At 56.2% G+C, this 17,291-nt stretch carries 15 protein-coding genes; 3 read left to right on the top strand and 12 right to left on the bottom strand.

Annotated features, from left to right (window positions below; genetic code table 11):
- Position 1: 1 nt before the first annotated feature.
- The 4 genes from ACR0K4_RS17830 to ACR0K4_RS17815 are packed head-to-tail and all read right to left on the bottom strand — an operon-like array spanning position 2 to position 3,033.
- A complete protein-coding gene (locus tag ACR0K4_RS17830) occupies positions 2–832 on the bottom strand; it encodes an amidohydrolase family protein (RefSeq protein ID WP_480855053.1) in 831 nt (276 codons plus the stop codon).
- Positions 829–1,257, bottom strand: coding sequence for an RbsD/FucU family protein (locus tag ACR0K4_RS17825; RefSeq protein WP_480855052.1), 429 nt, complete (start codon positions 1,255–1,257; stop codon positions 829–831). The genes ACR0K4_RS17830 and ACR0K4_RS17825 overlap by 4 nt, the downstream gene beginning before the upstream one ends.
- Positions 1,247–2,299, bottom strand: a complete 1,053-nt coding sequence (locus tag ACR0K4_RS17820; RefSeq protein WP_480855051.1) for an aldo/keto reductase — start codon at positions 2,297–2,299, stop codon at positions 1,247–1,249. The genes ACR0K4_RS17825 and ACR0K4_RS17820 overlap by 11 nt, the downstream gene beginning before the upstream one ends.
- Positions 2,296–3,033 (bottom strand): GntR family transcriptional regulator, encoded by a 738-nt coding sequence (locus ACR0K4_RS17815; RefSeq protein WP_480521797.1) that lies wholly within the window; start codon positions 3,031–3,033, stop codon positions 2,296–2,298. Before ACR0K4_RS17815 ends, ACR0K4_RS17820 begins: the two co-directional genes overlap by 4 nt.
- A gap of 116 nt (positions 3,034–3,149) precedes the next feature.
- Here ACR0K4_RS17815 and ACR0K4_RS17810 point away from each other — a divergent pair, with 116 nt between their 5' ends.
- The 3 genes from ACR0K4_RS17810 to ACR0K4_RS17800 all read left to right on the top strand — a co-directional run bounded on the left by ACR0K4_RS17810 (position 3,150) and on the right by ACR0K4_RS17800 (position 7,329).
- On the top strand, positions 3,150–4,670 hold the full coding sequence (locus ACR0K4_RS17810; protein WP_480521796.1) for a UxaA family hydrolase: 1,521 nt from the start codon (positions 3,150–3,152) through the stop codon (positions 4,668–4,670).
- A gap of 238 nt (positions 4,671–4,908) precedes the next feature.
- Positions 4,909–5,880 carry an agmatinase gene (gene speB / locus ACR0K4_RS17805; RefSeq protein ID WP_480855050.1) on the top strand — a complete coding sequence of 324 codons (972 nt, stop codon included), beginning with the start codon at positions 4,909–4,911 and terminating at the stop codon, positions 5,878–5,880.
- A gap of 174 nt (positions 5,881–6,054) precedes the next feature.
- Positions 6,055–7,329 carry a serine hydrolase domain-containing protein gene (locus ACR0K4_RS17800; RefSeq protein ID WP_480855048.1) on the top strand — a complete coding sequence of 425 codons (1,275 nt, stop codon included), beginning with the start codon at positions 6,055–6,057 and terminating at the stop codon, positions 7,327–7,329.
- Positions 7,330–7,408: 79 nt separating this feature from the next.
- Here ACR0K4_RS17800 and ACR0K4_RS17795 read toward each other — a convergent pair whose 3' ends face one another.
- From ACR0K4_RS17795 to ACR0K4_RS17760, 8 genes are all read right to left on the bottom strand, one after another.
- Positions 7,409–8,110: a hypothetical protein gene (locus ACR0K4_RS17795; protein ID WP_480855047.1), complete on the bottom strand. Its 702-nt coding sequence runs from the start codon at positions 8,108–8,110 to the stop codon at positions 7,409–7,411.
- A gap of 295 nt (positions 8,111–8,405) precedes the next feature.
- Positions 8,406–9,617: an aminopeptidase P family protein gene (locus ACR0K4_RS17790; protein WP_480521791.1), complete on the bottom strand. Its 1,212-nt coding sequence runs from the start codon at positions 9,615–9,617 to the stop codon at positions 8,406–8,408.
- Positions 9,618–9,777: 160 nt separating this feature from the next.
- On the bottom strand, positions 9,778–10,989 hold the full coding sequence (locus ACR0K4_RS17785) for an ABC transporter permease (RefSeq protein WP_480521790.1): 1,212 nt from the start codon (positions 10,987–10,989) through the stop codon (positions 9,778–9,780).
- Positions 10,990–10,994: 5 nt separating this feature from the next.
- Positions 10,995–12,269: an ABC transporter permease gene (locus ACR0K4_RS17780; RefSeq protein ID WP_480521789.1), complete on the bottom strand. Its 1,275-nt coding sequence runs from the start codon at positions 12,267–12,269 to the stop codon at positions 10,995–10,997.
- Positions 12,270–12,339: 70 nt separating this feature from the next.
- Entirely contained in the window at positions 12,340–13,440 is a 1,101-nt protein-coding gene (locus ACR0K4_RS17775; protein WP_480521788.1) for an extracellular solute-binding protein, read from the bottom strand.
- A 102-nt stretch (positions 13,441–13,542) separates the two neighbouring features.
- Entirely contained in the window at positions 13,543–14,643 is a 1,101-nt protein-coding gene (locus tag ACR0K4_RS17770; RefSeq protein WP_480521787.1) for an ABC transporter ATP-binding protein, read from the bottom strand.
- Between the two features lie 133 nt (positions 14,644–14,776).
- Positions 14,777–15,490, bottom strand: coding sequence for a maleate cis-trans isomerase family protein (locus ACR0K4_RS17765; protein ID WP_480855046.1), 714 nt, complete (start codon positions 15,488–15,490; stop codon positions 14,777–14,779).
- On the bottom strand, positions 15,487–16,632 hold the full coding sequence (locus ACR0K4_RS17760; protein WP_480855045.1) for a M24 family metallopeptidase: 1,146 nt from the start codon (positions 16,630–16,632) through the stop codon (positions 15,487–15,489). The genes ACR0K4_RS17765 and ACR0K4_RS17760 overlap by 4 nt, the downstream gene beginning before the upstream one ends.
- Positions 16,633–17,291: the final 659 nt, after the last annotated feature.

The following is a 17,291-nucleotide window of genomic DNA, read 5'->3' as shown; positions in this document are numbered from 1 at the left end:
TTCAATCTCTCAGGTTGTATGCTTTTGCAGCGTTTCCGCCCAGCACTGCGCGGCGCTCGCTGTCCGACAGGGCGCGCAGCAGCGTATCCGTTGTGTCGACCCAGCGATCATAGCTGCTGGCCAGTGTACAGACCGGCCAGTCACTGCCCCAGATCAGTCGGGACGGCCCGAATGTGTCCAGCAGATGCTGAACATAGGGTGTCAGATCCTCGGTTTTCCAGTCTGACGCCGCCTCGGTTACCAGGCCGGACAGTTTGCACCATGCAGTCGTGTCTCGGGCCAATGCCGCCATGTCGTCTGCCCAGCCGTCCATTACGGTGTCCTTGATCAGAGGTTTGGACCCGTGATCTATGACAACTGTCATCTCAGGGTGCCGCGCCAATAGCTTTCGCAATGGGGCAAGGTGCTGGGGCAGGGTCAACGCGTCAAAGGTCAGGTTATGGTGCTGAACGGCCGCAAACGCGGGTGCCAGCGCGTCATTTGTCATCCAGTTCGGATCGGCGATGTCCTGTATCATCGGTCGCAGCCCTACCAAAGCGGGATGCGCAGCAAAATCCGCGATCCGCGCCGGAGCGTCTGCGGCTTCGAAATCGACCCAACCGACGACACCTTTGATGAAGTGTGTTTGGTCTGCGAGCGACAGCATGAATTCGGTTTCCGCCCGCGTCGGGGCGGCCTGAACAAGCACAGTCCCTTCGATCCCGGCTTTCGCCAGAAGAGGGCTTAGGTCGTCCGGCAGGAAATCCCTGTAAAGAGGTGCCAGCTCTGGGGTCAGCCAGCCATAATCGCCGCGGGACAAGGCCCAGAAATGCTGATGCGCATCCAGTCTCATTCCACAACACCTTTTTTGAGGATGATATTGCCATAGAGTCTGCGCTCGCCTGTCTGGACAATTGCAAAAGCCGTAGAGGCGCGGTCATAGAATGCGAACCGCTCCAAACTCTGAATCTGTACCGGGTTGTCGGCCATTTCATGGATGATGCGCTGAAAATCGGTTACGGCATCCGGCGTGGCGTCAGGGTCGCCGACGACCTGCATGGTCAGGGCCGGGTCCGGGACAAATCGGTCCAGAGGCATGACGCTCAGCACGGCGTGCAAGACATCGCTGGCTGTCGAGCCATCCGCCCGAATGCACGTAGGACCTGTGCTGGAGCCCGGATAGTTGGCATCCGCGATCACGATCTCATCGCCATGGCCCATAGCCCGTAAGGTGAAAAGCAATTCCGGCGACAGAATGGGATCAATGTTACGCAACATGAGCGGCCTCCGACGGTAATGGGGCGTCCGGGCGGATCAGACCTTCGCTGCGCAGGTCGGACCACAGGTCAGCCGGAATCTCGTGGTTCAGCAAGGCCACGTTCGCCTGAACCTCGGCGGCGTTTACGGCGCCGGGTATCACTGTCTTGACGCTGGGGTGGCCCAGAACGAATTGCAGGGCAGCGGCGATCAGGGGCGTGCTATGTGAGGCGCAAACGGTCTCGATCTTGCGAACGCGATCAAGGATCTGCTCCGACGCGTCGGTGTAGTTGTATTTGGCACCGGGTACGGCCCCTGTGGCAAGGATGCCGGAATTGTAAGGCCCGCCCAGAATAATGCCGACATCGCGCTTTTCGCAAAGCGGCAAAAAACTGTCCAATGCCTCCTGTTCCAGCAAAGTATAGCGCCCGGCCAGAAGGAAGCCGTCAAAGTCACCCAACCCCAGAAGTTTTTCGCAAACCTGCCATTCATTCACACCCGCACCGATGGCTGCGATTTCCCCAGCGTCGCGCAACTCGACCAATGCCCTGTACCCGCCTCCGTCAAACAGTTCGCGGACCTTGGCGTCCGACATCTCTTGACTGCCCTGACTGAAGACACACACATCGTGGACCAGCAGAATATCTGCGTTCGCCACTCCGATGCGGTCCCGGCTGGCTTCATATGATCGCATGACACCGTCATAGGTATAGTCGAACACAATGCGCTTTTGCGGGACGTCCACAAAGGATTCCGGCGTCACCTCATGGGGTTCACAGTCCAACAGCAACCGCCCGATCTTGGTACTTAGCTGAATGTTCTCGCGCCCAAAGCGCCGGATTGCATCGCCAAAGCGGGTCTCGGACCGGCCCAGACCATATTGGGGCGCGGTGTCAAAAAAACGGATGCCTGCATCATAGGCGGTCTGTAACGCCGCCTGTGCGTCTTCTTCCGAGACCTTTCGATACAGATTCCCCAGCCCTGCACCGCCAAATCCCATACGGGTCAGGGGAACCGGGCGCATTGTGCGGTTGTTCAGAAGTTCGGTGCTTAAAACAGTCATCCTGCCTCTCGGGTCGGTTGCGTGGATTGGGTGAAAAGATGGGGTTGATCCTGTTGCAACAGCTCGATCCGTGGCAACAACTGACCAAGATGCCGCCGCATCGCCGCCTGCGCGGCGTGCTCGTCACGGTTCTGAATGGCTATGTGAATTGCGCGATGCTCGCCCAGCGTTTCGATGACGCGTCCGGGCGTGGGCAACAGCAACAGCCGGGCGCGGCTGACCTGCAACGACACGGTTTTCGCGACATCCGCCAGACGGGCAAAACCCGTAAACTCCATGAGCAGTGCATGAAATTCTTCATCCGCTTCATAAAGGCCCCGGACGTCTTGGTCTTCGACCAAAAGAGATTGAAGACGCATGTTGCGATTCAGTTTGACGTTCTGGTCTTCCGTAAGATCGCGGGTTACCTTGGCTACGGTTGCCAATTCCAGCGCCTCGCGCAGGAACATGCCTTCACGAATTTCGGCCATCGACAGAAAAGACACGCGCGTTCCGGACTGCGGTACAACATCCACCAGACCTTCCGAGGCCAGCCGGGCAATCGCTTCGGCTACAGGCGCGCGCGACACGCCGAGACGCCCACATATCGGGGCTTTTCTCAGGATTTCTCCGGGTGCAAAGTCCAGGGATAAAATGGCTTGCTTAATTGCTTTATAGACCCTTTGACCAAGCGATCCTGAACCGGAAGAGATGTCTCTGAGGAGAAGCGCGTTGATGTCCTGGGGTTTGCTCATAAGCTGCCGGTTACCATACTAACATGTTAGTTGACAAGTGGTGAGGGGCGGTTTAGCACTGCTGCCAATTTAGCGGGAATGAGATGCAAACAGATCAGGGAACTAGGGCCGCAGAGATGCCGACCCGGGATGTTGTTCGATTGAACCCGGACGACAATGTTGTCATTGCGCTGCGTGATTTGTCGGCAGGGGAAAAACCATCCGGTGTGCCCGAGCGTTTACAAAGCGCAATCTCGCGCGGACACAAAATCGCCGTTGCCCCGATCGCGGCGGGTCAGAATGTTATCCGATATGGCCAGATCATAGGGCAGGCAAAATCCGATATCGCGCCGAGCGAGCATGTTCACGTCCATAATCTGGGCATGGGAGCGCATCAGCAGGACTATGCCCACGCAAGCGCAAACAAACCACTGCCCGAAATTGCCCAACAACGAACCTTTCAGGGATTTCACCGGGCCGACGGGAAGGTCGGAACCCGCAACTACGTTGGCATTCTGACAACTGTCAATTGTTCGGGTTCTGTCGCGCGTTTTATTTCTGAGGCCGCCGAAAAGAGCGGTTTGCTGGATGACTTCCCCAATGTCGACGGCGTTGTGCCAATAGTGCACGGTACAGGCTGCGGGATGTCGGGCAAGGACGAAGGCTATGCCACATTGTTCCGGACTTTGGCGGGCTACGCCCAGCATCCGAACTTTGCTGGAATTTTGCTTATTGGTCTTGGCTGTGAGGTGATGCAGGTTGCCGATCTTGTGGGAGGGCGTCCCATTCGTTCAGACGGGGTGCTGCGCTACATGACCATTCAGAATGAAGGCGGTACGCGCAAAACCATCGAGCGTGGTCTGGCTGAAATTCGCGGGATCGCCGAGTTGGCGAATGCCGTGAAACGAGAGCCCGCACCGATCAGCGAAATCACGGTTGGCATGCAATGCGGCGGCTCGGACGGGTATTCCGGCATCACCGCGAATCCGGCTTTGGGCTATGCCTCGGATTTGCTGGTGCGTCATGGCGGCACGACGATCCTGTCCGAAACCTCCGAGGTTTATGGTGCGGAACATTTGCTGACCCGCAGGGCGGAAACCGTTGATGTGGGCAAAAAACTCATCGACCGTATCCACTGGTGGGAAAACTATACCGAACGCAATGGCGGCGAGATGGACAACAACCCGAGCCCGGGCAATAAACGTGGCGGGTTAACGACCATTCTCGAGAAATCGCTGGGTGCGGTTGCCAAGGGTGGAACTGCTCCGATGCGCGACGTTTATAAATTTGGCGAGATCGTCGACAAGAAAGGCTTTGTCTTTATGGACAGTCCGGGGTTTGACCCATGCTCGGTGACGGGACAGGTGGCTTCGGGATCGAACCTGATTGTATTCACCACCGGGCGCGGGTCCGTTTCCGGTTATCAGCCGACGCCTTGCATAAAGCTAGCGACAAATTCCGAGATGTATGCGCGCATGGCCGACGACATGGACCTGAATTGCGGCGACATTGTCACTGACGGGATCAGTATCGAAGCCAAGGGCGAGGAATTGTTCGAGATACTGATCCGCGTGGCCTCGGGCGAGAAAACCAAAAGCGAGGCGCTTGGCTTTGGCGGGGTTGAATTTGTTCCCTGGCAAATCGGCGCGGTTATGTAATCGTACACCTTAGGTCCTACTGCAGCGGCGGAATTTGGCCATAGTTACCTTATATACTGGATGCGTGGCGCGCTGGTGCAGGCAGAGTGGCGTTGAAGGAGTTTTGTCCGCCCACCCAGGATAAGATTGTCTCAACAGGCCACACGCCCCCTCTCGACATGGCTGGTTTGCGTGTCAAAGATGGCGCCACACGGATTGTATTGGCCGTGGTTGATCGGGTGAACAGGAGATTAGCATTTTGCAGGATCACGGGTATAAGGCCGGGCGGCTGAATCTGCCCTTTGTTGGCATTTCCACCTTCGCCAAATCTCCATACCTTGCAGATTGGGACAGTATTGATGCCGATATCGCCGTTCTCGGCGCACCGTTTGATTTCGGCACCCAGTGGCGACCAGGTGCGCGGTTCGGACCGCGGGCGGTACGCGAGGCCTCGACCCTGTTCAGTTTTGGCCATGCCGGAGCCTATGATCACGAGGATGACACGACCTATCTGGATGGTTCGGTGCGAATGATCGATCTGGGTGATGCTGATATCATCCACACCAAGACCGAAGAGAGCCATGCCAACATTGCGTATGGTGTAGGCAAAATCCTGCAAGCGGGTGCGTTGCCCGTGACCATTGGCGGAGATCACTCGATCAACATCCCCTGCATCAACGCCTTTGCCGAGGATTGTGCTCAGAACGGGCCGATCCATGTGGTGCAAATAGATGCGCATCTGGATTTTGTCGATGAGCGCCACGGCGTGACTGCCGGGCATGGCAACCCGATGAGACGGGCGATCGAGAAAGATCATGTCTCGGGCATGACGCAGCTGGGTATTCGAAATGTCTCATCGACTGCGAAAGAAGGGTACGAAGATGCCCGCCGACGCGGGTCGGATATCCTGTCGGTTCGGCAGGTGCGCAAGCTGGGGACCGAAGGGGTACTGGCGCGTATCCCGCAAGGTGCGCGGTATTATGTGACGATAGATATCGACGCGTTTTGTCCGTCGATAGCAGCGGGCACTGGAACGCCCAACCATGGCGGGTTTCTCTACTACGACGTGCTTGAGATCCTACAGGGCTTGGCCAAACGCGGGGACGTTGTGGGTATCGATCTGGTCGAAGTGGCCCCGGCCTATGATCCGACCGAAAGCACCCAGATTCTGGCGGCCCAGCTGTTGCTGAATTTTCTGGGGTTCATCTTTCACGAACGCGCCAAACGATAAAGGCGGGCTTGTCGCAATGGCCTTTCGCAATTCGTGATGCACCTTGGGCGAATTTTTTGGTGATGGATATCCGCAACGCGGGACCAAGCGACGATTGCTCGACGTGACTGAACACCGGAGTTGAAATATAGAGAGACTGTGTAGTGCTTCCATTGCTCTGAGGAGATACCCAAAATGAAAAGTAATGCAAACAAGCTGTTAGTGATTTCCACTATCGCTCTTTTGGCCTCGGGTTCGGTATTTACTGCTTCTACAAAACCAGCAAGCGCAGAGGCTGGGTATTTCTGGGATGAAACCGTTGAGTCTGTGGATAGAAGCCCTTGGATATTTGAAGGCACAAATGTTTTTGGCGAATTGGCACGAGTTCCACCGTCAGATTGGGTACGTACTCTGGAAAAAACGGCATACCCAACTGAGCTTGAGACTTTTGTTTTTACAGCTAGCAATAATGAAGAACAGAACATCAACGATTGGTTGCACCAAACGCATACCGATAGCTTTTTGATTTATCACGATGGCAAATTGGTCGCTGAAAAGTACTTCAATGGCATGAGAGCTGATACGCCTCACCGCATTCACTCGATCACCAAGACAGTGTTGGGCATGGCAGCAGGGCTGGCGGTTGAGGCGGGAGAATTAGATCCTAAGAAGCTGATCACCGAATACCTGCCAGAGTTGGAAGGCCCAGCATTCAAAAATACAACGGTTAGACACCTCCTTGATATGACCGCTGCTGTTGATTGGAAAGATGCTTCTAGCGGCTATTTAGACGATGCCGGTGATCTGTTCTGTGCGTTTGGTCAGGACCTCTCAGAAAAAGTAGAAGTTTGTGATACAGAGTCTGGCGTCAAGGAGTACATGATCTCTCTGAGTGATCGCGAGACCTTGGTGGAAGACGGTGAAGTTTATAGTTACCGTTCAGTGCTATCTGCACTGCTGGGTATGGTTATCGAGTCGGCAACTGGAGAAAGCTATCTGGATGTACTTGCCGAGTTGTGGCAGGACATCGGTGGTCAGGACCCTGCATATAGCGAACTAGGGCCCAAAAGGATTGTGCAAACGAGTGGTGGGTTATTTACCAGCTCTCGTGACCTATTGCGATTTGGCATAATGATGCTGGTCAACGGAAAGGTTAACGACACTCAGGTTATTCCTCCGGATTGGATAGCTGACACGATTCAAGCAAATGATGACGTCATCGCAGCTTATGAGAAAAGCGCATATGCAGAGGTGTTTGAGGGCTTCCACTACCGTAACCAAGTCTGGGTTAAAGACAGAGAAAAAGGTGCGTTTTACGGCATTGGTGTCTATGGGCAGCTGTTGTATGTGAACCAAAAAGCCAATGTGGTTATGTTGAAGCTATCAAGCCAGCCAGACGTTCAAAATACGCCTATGTATCTGGACTCGATGGTTGCGATGAAAGGCATTGCAGAGACTTTGAGTAAATGAATTTCAGATTATCTTAATCTAGTAAGCTGAGCCAAATGGTTCGGCTAATACTACGGAAAGACTTAACAGGGTCGTCGGGTTAGTACCGGGTGACCTCTACCGCGACCGCCGCAAACACCACACCAATCAACAGAGCTTTTGTATTCACCGCCGAAAGGCTGGGTAGTTTAACCCGAAGAGACAGGGCTATGATCATACCCCCTGTCAACCCAGTCGCAACTGAATAGATCATGCTACTTTTGTCTGCGTTGAGACCGATCAATATGCCGACTGCAAGCGACGCGACAAAGTATGCGCGTAGCCATCCAGACATGTGTCCGGGGTGGGTCTTATAGAGAAAGATATTCACCCCAAACAAATGCAAGGAATAGGCCAACGTTCCAATCGCGTAGAGCTCAGGCGATGTTCCCGTTGTTTGCATGACGGTAATGGCAAGCAGGCAATTATAGGTTCCGAGCGCGACTGTGTCCAAGCCAAGCGACAACCTGTTATCGGCCCCCGTGTAGCGACTGGCTTCCAGCAAGTAGTAAATGAGAAATCCTAGGAGCGAATAACCGAACAGCGAGTTTTCCCATTTCCCATTTGCAGCCAAATCGGCCGACAATTCACCGATTTTTGGCAGTAAGAAAAGGAAGGCATAGCCAAGTCCGATCCCGGATGAAAAATCAGAAAGCCAGGCTGCTAGGGCAGGGAATCTCCGGTAAAAAGACACGCAGAAGACGTGAACAGTGCCGATGACTGCGATCGATGTTATCGCGAGGTATGTCGATGCGTCGAACACGGCTAAGATCCAATGATCACATTACAATTTGTATGAGACACCCGTTGTGATCGAAAGCACAACCCAAAAAGTGAAGATGGTGTAGTGGTGGCTTTCTCACAGAACGCTGCGACTTGATCGTTAGATTGCCAATGGTATTGAAAAATCAACAGCAGCTATAGTCTGCACTTCCGGCATTGATGCACGGCGCAGCATTCTGCAACTTGGGCTCGAAGCGGACAATGCGCTCCGAGCCCTGTTTCTTATGCCTGCTCGACTTTCTGCAAAAGGCTGATCTTGATCCCTACGTGTTCTCTTACGCCCCGATGATGTTGTGGCCGGGACCGTAAGGGAAGCCGGTGATATTCTCGGCCCCATCTTCTTCGACCACCAGAATGTCATGCTCACGGTAGCCTCCGGCTCCGGGTTGACCTTCGGGGATCCACAGCATCGGTTCGATGGACACGACCATGCCGGGTTCCAGAACCGTGTCGATATCCTCGCGCAGTTCCAGACCGGCCTCGCGCCCGTAATAGTGGCTGAGAACGCCGAAGGAGTGGCCATAGCCGAAGGACCGGTACTGCAGCAGGCCCTCATCTTCAAAGAACCGGTTGATCTCGGCGGTGATGCCGGAACAGGTCGCGCCGGGTTTGATCAGGCTCAGGCCCAGTTCGTGGGCGGCGACGTTGGCCTTCCAGATGCGCAGGCTTTCGGCGTCAGGCTCGCCCAGAAACAGGGTCCGTTCCAGAGCGGTGTAATAGCCCGAGATCATCGGGAAAGTGTTCAGCGACAGGATATCGCCCTTTTGCAGCGCGCGTTTGGTGACCGGGTTATGCGCGCCATCGGTGTTGAGGCCGGACTGGAACCAGACCCATGTGTCACGGTATTCGGCATCTGGGTAGGCGCGAGCAATCTCAGCCTCCATCGCGTCGCGGCCTGCCATGGCGATCTCGATCTCGGTTGCGCCTTCGCGGATGGCGGCGTGGATGGCAGCCCCGCCGACATCAGCGGTGCGAGCACCGCCTTTGATCAGCTCGATCTCTTCGGCGGATTTCACCATCCGGGCAGCCATGGTGTCGGGCGCGATGTCGACCAGTTCAGGCTGGCCCAGCATCGCCAAAGCGGTGTCCCGCGCGGCCAGAGTCAGGTGGTCGCTTTCAATCCCGATCCGTTTCGCGCTGCCAATCAAGCTGGCCACTGCGCGCCAGTAATTGTCGCGCTTCCAATCGGTATAGATCACGTTGTCCTCGACCGAACGGCGCCACGGCTGACCTGCGTCGATATTGGCTGAAACGGTCGTGCAGGCGTCCTGCGTGACCACGCAGCCATAGGGTCGGCCAAAAGCGCAATAAAGAAAGCCCGAGTAATAGGCGATGTTCTGCATCGAGGTCAGCAGGACCACCGGAATATCCCGCGCTGCCATGATGGCGCGCAGTTTGCCCAGACGGCGGTCGTATTCGCCTTTGCTGAACGGCAGAGGAGCCTTGTCGCCATTGTGGCAGGTGAAGAATTCGGGGCGATTTGTCATGGTCTGGTCTCTCATCTTTGCCGGGCGGCAAACCCGGCCACTTGTCCCGGCGTTCAGGACAGGCGGTCTCGGGGTCCGAGAGCCGATCATTCCAGTGCGTCCGCGACGCCATCGCGGCTGGGATGAACGGTTAAATCGTTAGATCAGGCCTGCGCTTGCGTCAAGCGGGGGAAAGCCCCCGCAGACGCTCGGACCGGCGGCGCAGCAATTCGACCGTGGTCAGCAGCGCGATCGAGATCACCACAAGGATCGTCGCCACCGCCAGGATGGTCGGGCTGATCTGTTCGCGCAGGCCGGTGAACATCTGCCACGGCAGGGTCTTTTGGCTGGCCGAGCCGACAAACAGTACCACGACCACCTCGTCGAATGAGGTGATGAAGGCAAAGAGGCCACCCGAGATCACGCCCGGCAGGATCAGCGGCATCTGGATTGAAAAGAACGTCCGCACCGGACCCGCACCCATATTCGCCGCCGCCCGCGTCAGCGAGCGGTCAAAGCCCACCAGCGTTGCTGTCACGGTGATGATGACAAAGGGAATGCCCAGAACAGCGTGGGCGAGGATCACTTTCACATAGCCCACGAAGTTCTTGTTCATGCCCAGCGTGCCCTCCAAAAAGCGGCCGATGTCGCTGTAGAAAAAGAACATGCCGGTCGCCGAGATGATCAGCGGCACAATCATGGGCGAGATGAGGATGCCCATGATGGCACGGCGACCGGGCACATGGCTCTGGCTCAGGCCGATGGCCGCCAGCGTGCCCAGCGAGACCGAGATCACCGTCGCAATCGGGGCGATGATCAGCGAGTTCTTGAAGCTGCGCTGCCATTCATTGTTGGTGAAGAAGTCGCGGTAATGCTTCAGCGAGTACCCCTCTGGGTCGAGACGCAGCATTTCCGGCGTGAAGGTAAAGAAGTCCTGCGCGTTGAACGACAGCGGCAGCACCACAAGGATCGGGGTGATCAGGAAGACAAAGATCGCGCCGCAGATGACCCGGAACAGGTAGTGATAGAAAACCTGCTTCGGCGTCAGATAGGGCAGCAGTTTGCGGCGATAACGGCCTTCGTACAGCCAATAGATGAACCACGAAAAGAACCAGCCGCCCAGCAGGCCCAGAACGCCGCCCATCGGGCCGGACGCCAAGAAGCCCAAGATGCCAAAGCCAAGGATGGTGATCCAGCGGGCCAGCGTCTCGTTTTTGAGGACGGTGATGTAGACCCATGCCAGCGCGGCGATCAGGGCGGCCCCGGCGATGATGCCCAGAAGGATCGAGCCGTTGCCTGCGCCGACGAAAATACCGGCAAAGGCCCCTGCCAGCGCAACGCTGGGCAGGACCATCGACAGAGGTTTGCGGGATATCGGAGTAAGTGCGGCCATGTCGATTATCCCAGCTTCACGTTATCAATGCCGACGATCTTGTCGTAACACCAGTAGAGCAACAGCACGACGCCCAGCAGGATCGTACCCAGCGCAGCCGCCAGCCCCCAGTTCAGTGAGGACGAGATGTGGTAGGCGATCCGGTTCGAGATGAAGACGCCCTTGGTGCCGCCGACGATTTCCGGCGTGATGTAGTAGCCGATCGCCAGAATGAACACGAGGATCGAGCCCGCGCCGATGCCCGGGATGGATTGCGGGAAATAGATGCGCCAGAAGGTCGTCCAGTTCGTCGCGCCCATGGATTTAGCGGCACGGGTGTAGGATTCGGGTATGGTCTGCATCACCGAATACATCGGCAGGATCATGAACGGCAGCAGGATATGGGTCATCGCCGTGATTGTGCCAATCTGGTTGTTGATGATCACCAGTCTCGCGTCATCGGCCACCAGCCCCAGCCAGACCAGCGTTTCGTTGATCACCCCCTGTTGTTGCAACATCACCTTCCATGCCGAGGTCCGCACCAGAAGCGAGGTCCAGAAGGGCAACAAGACAAGGATCATCAACAGGTTCGACACCCGCATCGGCAGCGTCGCAAGCAGATAACTCACCGGATAGGCCAACAGGATACAGGCCCCGGTAATCACCAGCGACATGAACAGCGTACGCCCGAACAGCTTGATCAGGATCTGCTTGTCCTCGGGCTGCGATTGCGCGCCTTCGGGCGTGCGGCGCATATCAACCGCGTTCAGGAAGTAACCATTGGTGACGGCAGGAGAGTGCGTCTTGATCACCGCCCAAGTCTGCGGCTCGCCCCAACCCTCGTGGATTTCGATGACCTGATCTTTGAATGGTCCATCGGTTTCGGGGTCCAGCTTGCCCATTTTCCGACCCGAGCGGCGGAACATCGAGGACATGCCTGTCTCTTCGTAGTTCAGGCGCGAGCCTAGTCGGGTATGTGTCTTGTTGTCGACCGCCACAACCATGTCGCGGACAAAGGCGTCATAAACCGCCTCATCCGGCAGCTCGCCGCTGGTTTCATCCCAGTTTTGCAGGGCTTCGACCGTCAGGGGTAGGGTTTCCTGCACAATGCTGTTTTCCACCGACCGGAACAGCATCGAAGCAATCGGAACGATGAACGAGAACAGGACAAACAGCAGCAGTGGGGCCACCAGCATCAGCGCGCGCAGCTTTTGCCGCCGTAATGAACGTGCCAGCGATTGCTTGAGCGGCGTTCCGTCCGCGGCCAACATAGGTCCGGCGTTTTGGCTTGCGTCAGTCATCGGTGCCCCTTGGGTTTTCTTTGGTCCGAGGGCGGCGCACCGCCCCCGACTGTATCATGAAATCAGACGTTTATTGCGCCAGCCACGCCTGGAATTTAGCGTCGATGTCGTCGCGGTAGTCGGCCCAGAACTCGTAGTTATACAGGAACGTGTTCTTGGCGTTTTCCGGATCGGTCGGCATATGCGGCGCCATGTCGATGCCCAGTTCGGCATGCTGACCGACCAGCGGAGCCGACGAAGCACGGGCCGGGCCGTACGAAATGTAAGCGGCTTGATCCGCCAGACGTTGCGTATCCGTAGCGAACTTTACGAATTCCTTGACCTTGGCGAGGCGATCTTCACTCAGCCCAGCCGGAATGATCCAGCCGTCCAGATCGAACACCTGTGCATCCCACAGCATCGCAAACGGCTGGTCCTGTTCTTCGATCGCCGAGAACCAGCGGCCATTGTAGGACGTGCCCATTACAACCTCACCATCGGCCAGGAGCTGAGGAGGTTCCGCCGCAGCGCCCCACCAGACAACCTGATCTTTGATCGAGCCCAGCTTATCGAGCGCCTGTTGCTGCCCTTCCTCTGTTGCCAACACATCGTAGACATCATCCTTGGCAACACCGTCGCAGAGCAACGCCCATTCCATGTTGTTGATCGGGCGCTTCTCCAGAGCACGTTTGCCGGGGTAGGCTTCAAGGTCGAACATTGCACAGATCGAGTCAGGGGCAGAGGCACCAGATGGCAGCAAATCGGGGCGATAGGCTGCCGTTGTCGAGTAGACGATCTGGGGGATAAAGCAATCACTGACCAGCAAGTCGCCAAAATCATCTTCTGCCGATGTTCCGTCGGGCGCTGCGGCAAGCAGCTCGTTGGGATCAATTTCCATCGCGAGACCTTCGTCACACAGACGGATTGCATCCGCCGCAACGACGTCCACCAGATCCCATGTGATGTTGCCAGCCTCATTCATCGCACGCAGTTTTGCGACCGCTTCCGGCGAGCTTTCGTCCCAGACGATGGTCACGCCAGGATTCATCTCCATAAATGGTTCAGCATACGCCTTGGATTGTGATTTCTGATAGGCTCCACCCCAGGACACGAGTGTCATCTCTTCGGCGGAAACGCCGCCAGCAGCCGTCGCAAGGGCCGCTGCGGTCAGCAGTGTTTTGGTTGGTTTCATGTGTTACTCCCAGTACTTCCCGTTTGTTGTATGGTCAGCTGACGCACGGGTTTTCGCCAGCCGGTCCCTCAGTGAAGCCGCATCTGTCCTGCGCGGCTTGGTCTATGCGTCCAGCGCACGACAATCCTGTGCGAGCCAGCCGATCTCGATCTCTTGGCCGGGTTTCAGACGGATGGCATCGGGGGCGTTTCGTGTCTTGACAATGAATTCGTCATTGCCGGCCACCGACATGCGGAAGCGGAACACGTCACCCATATAGATGAATTCCTTGACCGTCGCTTTCAGCGTATGCGCGTCAGCATGCAGCCGATCCTTGTTGAATTCAACGCGTTCGGGCCGGATCGAAACCTTTGTGCGATCGCCCGCATTATGCACGTTGATCGGCACTGCGTCGATTTCCGAGCCGTCGTCCAGCTGAACGAGGCATGTGTCACCATCGATGGATTTCACCACACCTTCCAGCGTGTTGTTTTCGCCAATGAACTGCGCGACGAAGCTGTTTTCGGGCTCTTCATAAAGCTGATCCGGCGGGGCCAGTTGCTGAATGCGTCCATCGTCGAACACCGCAACGCGGTCGGACATGGTCAGCGCTTCGGTCTGGTCATGGGTTACGTAGACTGTGGTGATGCCCAACTCATGCGCCAGACGGGTGATTTCAAACTGCATATGTTCGCGCAATTGCTTGTCCAACGCGCCCAGAGGCTCGTCCATCAGGACCAGCTCGGGCTCGAAAACCAGTGCGCGGGCCAGCGCGATCCGCTGTTGCTGCCCCCCGGAAAGCTGTGCAGGACGACGGCCGCCAAACATGCCCATCTGCACCATGTCCAGCGCGCGCTTGACCTTTGCCTCGCGCGTGGATTTGTCCATTTTCCGAACTTCCAGCGGGAACGAGAGATTTTCGGCCACGGTCATATGCGGGAACAGGGCGTAGTTCTGAAACACCATCCCAATACCGCGTTTGTGCGGAGGGATGTTGTTGATGGGGCTTCCATCCAGCAGAATTTCACCATGGGTGGCAGTTTCAAAACCGGCCAGCATCATCAAGCAGGTCGTCTTGCCCGATCCGGACGGCCCCAGCATGGTCAGGAATTCGCCTTTTGGCATCGCCAGGTTCAAGTCTTTTACAACGAGGTTCTCGCCATCATAAGACTTTTGGACGCGTTGAAATTCAACAAACGCGGCATCATTATTCGTGTCGGTCACAAGACCCCCTGTTGCGTCAATTTATGATCCGGTTTGGTCCGGATTTCATTGATCATGGCCTGCATTAAAGACGCAGCAATGCGGAACTGGCAAGACGGAATTGTTCGTTTACCGGTAACGAAATGAATTTCTGCTAATTTTTTAGCGTGTTAAGACGTGTCATGTGCCAGGCAAGGCTCTGGTTGCTTGACAAGACAGGTTTGCCCAGCCGCGCCTCGACCTGTGCAAGGATTGCGGCAGTCCTGAGGTTTGTGCAACTCAGGAAAACAGCTTCAACTGAAGGATCCGATCCCAGCGCGACGGCAGCTTCGAGGACTGATTGGGGGGTGATGCGGGCGACTTTGGCTTCCTCAGATTCTCCAAATGTGCCAAAGATATCCATGGAAACACCCTGCTGCGCAAAGGCTTGACGCAGGGGTGTGTTGACCTCTTCCACATAGGGTGACAACAGCGCAAATCGCGACACCCCCAGATCGGCTGCACAGGCGACGGCCGCGCGCAACGGGTTTGTTACCGTGTGCACATTGCAGGTTTTCTTGACCATTTCTTCAACCCGGTCAGAACCAATGACAGAGCTCGCCGATGTGCAGGCATATCCTACAACCCGGTAAGGTTGGGACTTGGGCAGCAGGTCCGCCGCCCGGGGCAAGTCTTTCTCCATCCGGGACAAACTGTCGGTCGTGACATTCGCGCCGCTGGGTATCCGCGTGACATAGAGCGGGTCCGAACCATCGCCGAACCAGGTTCGGAATTCGGGTTCAATGGTTTCGTCAGCCTGCAATACGATCAGCCCCATGGGATTGGGGTGCGTGTCATTTTCGTCCAGACGATAAGGCATCATGGTCATATTTGAGGAATCTCCGATTCAGAACGCGGGCTGAGATATTGAGGGGTCGTTTCTGTGATCACGATATTCTCTTCATGCACCATGATCTTTCCGTTCACTTCAATTCCCGGCTCGAGGGTCAGTACCATTCCCGGCTGCAATTCCGTGTGATCGGTTGGAATCAAAGAGGGCCATTCGGTCAATGACATTCCCAGTCCATGACCTAAGCGTCCGGCGTCCGTTCCGCTGTTGCCATCCGTCAGAACCTTATTCATTGTCTCGAACAGATTTGCTGCCGTTGTTCCGGGTCGGGCGAATTCAAACGCGGCGTCCGAGGCTTCGATCAATCTGGAATGCGCGTCGCGCACGGTCGGCGCGGGGGGGCCAACAGACCAGTTACGGTCGAAATCGCAGAAATAACCATCCCAGACCAGACCGGTGTCGAGCATCAGGACATCGCCCGTTCTCAAAGGTTCGGGACGGGCAGGCGAGATTACATCCGTATATCCACCCTGCTCGGCGCCACCGGCCAGATAAGGCACCCAGTCGGCACCCTCCTCAAGGCATAGAATCTGGAACTTGCGGAACACGTTGTCCAGAGCGACTCCTTTGGCCGCAATCTCTGGTATGCGTGCAAAAGCCCGGCCCGCAATATCGCAGGCGGTTTTGATTTTGGTGATTTCGGCCTCGGACTTGACCAACCTCAATTGGCGCAAAATACCCTGATCGCTGTCGATGAGTCGCGCGCCAAGTGCCGTTCGCACACGTGTCAAGTCTGCCAACGGCATACGAATGTGGGTCTCGTGGCCATCAGGCACGCCGATCACCCCGTCAGAAGGTGTCTTTTCCCGTATCGTATCAACCAATAGCGAGACCCCGTCGTCGCACAGATCAGGGGCAACCCAGGTCCGGATGTCGGTAATCCAGGTCTGTGCCATCAGGGCAGCGCCGATAGACGGGATGACGGCAATGGGTTTTCCGGCCAGCGGGACAATCAGAAACCATGGACGCGTCGGGCTTTCCCAGAAGCGGGTCAAATATCCGGTGAAATAGCGCAGGTCCGGTTCTGTCGTCAGTAACAGGGCGGATATACCGGCCCTTTCCATCATCTTTTGGGCGCGTCGGGTCCTGTCCTCAAACTCTGCTTGCGTGAACCCTCTCATTCGCCGATGTCCCGAGCCAGAGTGTAGAAGGCCATGCGTGTTTTTTGCATGGTGGTCGGCCCGCTGGCGGCTTTATTAGCAGCCCGCAAAGAACCGAGCACAAAAACCCGATGCATACTGCGCCTAGGGTATCTGGTCGCGATCCGCATGACCCCTCCGGAATTGAGATAGAGAGACGTCATCCAATTGTCATAAGCGTGTCAACCTTGATCCGGGCAACAGCGTGTCGGCCGTTGGGCAATGACGCTGCACCGAACCGCCAAGGCGCGAAGGTCACTGAGTCGTCGGTGTGAATGCCGAACACCGGATATACGGCTTAAACCGTGCAAACATAGTCCAATTTGTGGTGACACATCAGAGTGGTGCGGGTTGCGAAGATCGAGTAATTTGGCGCGGTAAGGTATATCTCTTTATTTACAATAACTTAAAACACCTCACAAGGCCGATAACCAGCAATTATGTGTGTCTCTGCCCTCAAATTTTGTGTGCGTCTCTATTTTCAAGACGTATTGGACGGGATAGACAATCCATACCTCCACAGAAAATACTCCACAACCTTCTAGGCTCAGGACCCATTGATATCAGTGGTTCGGCATGATTCACGGTTTGAAAACCGAGCGGTGACCATGTCTGATCTTTTCTGGCTGACGGATGCGCAG

This window comes from Ruegeria sp. K11, assembly GCF_056531905.1.
Note: the sequence above shows the minus strand (reverse complement) of the source record. Positions and strands in the feature narration are given on the sequence as shown.

Coding starts and splice junctions, on each gene's coding strand:
- ACR0K4_RS17830 (WP_480855053.1), bottom strand. CDS start 832: ATGAGACTGGATGCGCATCAGCATTTCTGGGCCTTGTCCCGCGGCGAT.
- ACR0K4_RS17825 (WP_480855052.1), bottom strand. CDS start 1,257: ATGTTGCGTAACATTGATCCCATTCTGTCGCCGGAATTGCTTTTCACC.
- ACR0K4_RS17820 (WP_480855051.1), bottom strand. CDS start 2,299: ATGACTGTTTTAAGCACCGAACTTCTGAACAACCGCACAATGCGCCCG.
- ACR0K4_RS17815 (WP_480521797.1), bottom strand. CDS start 3,033: ATGAGCAAACCCCAGGACATCAACGCGCTTCTCCTCAGAGACATCTCT.
- ACR0K4_RS17810 (WP_480521796.1), top strand. CDS start 3,150: ATGCCGACCCGGGATGTTGTTCGATTGAACCCGGACGACAATGTTGTC.
- ACR0K4_RS17800 (WP_480855048.1), top strand. CDS start 6,055: ATGAAAAGTAATGCAAACAAGCTGTTAGTGATTTCCACTATCGCTCTT.
- ACR0K4_RS17790 (WP_480521791.1), bottom strand. CDS start 9,617: ATGACAAATCGCCCCGAATTCTTCACCTGCCACAATGGCGACAAGGCT.
- ACR0K4_RS17785 (WP_480521790.1), bottom strand. CDS start 10,989: ATGGCCGCACTTACTCCGATATCCCGCAAACCTCTGTCGATGGTCCTG.
- ACR0K4_RS17780 (WP_480521789.1), bottom strand. CDS start 12,269: ATGACTGACGCAAGCCAAAACGCCGGACCTATGTTGGCCGCGGACGGA.
- ACR0K4_RS17775 (WP_480521788.1), bottom strand. CDS start 13,440: ATGAAACCAACCAAAACACTGCTGACCGCAGCGGCCCTTGCGACGGCT.
- ACR0K4_RS17765 (WP_480855046.1), bottom strand. CDS start 15,490: ATGACCATGATGCCTTATCGTCTGGACGAAAATGACACGCACCCCAAT.
- ACR0K4_RS17760 (WP_480855045.1), bottom strand. CDS start 16,632: ATGAGAGGGTTCACGCAAGCAGAGTTTGAGGACAGGACCCGACGCGCC.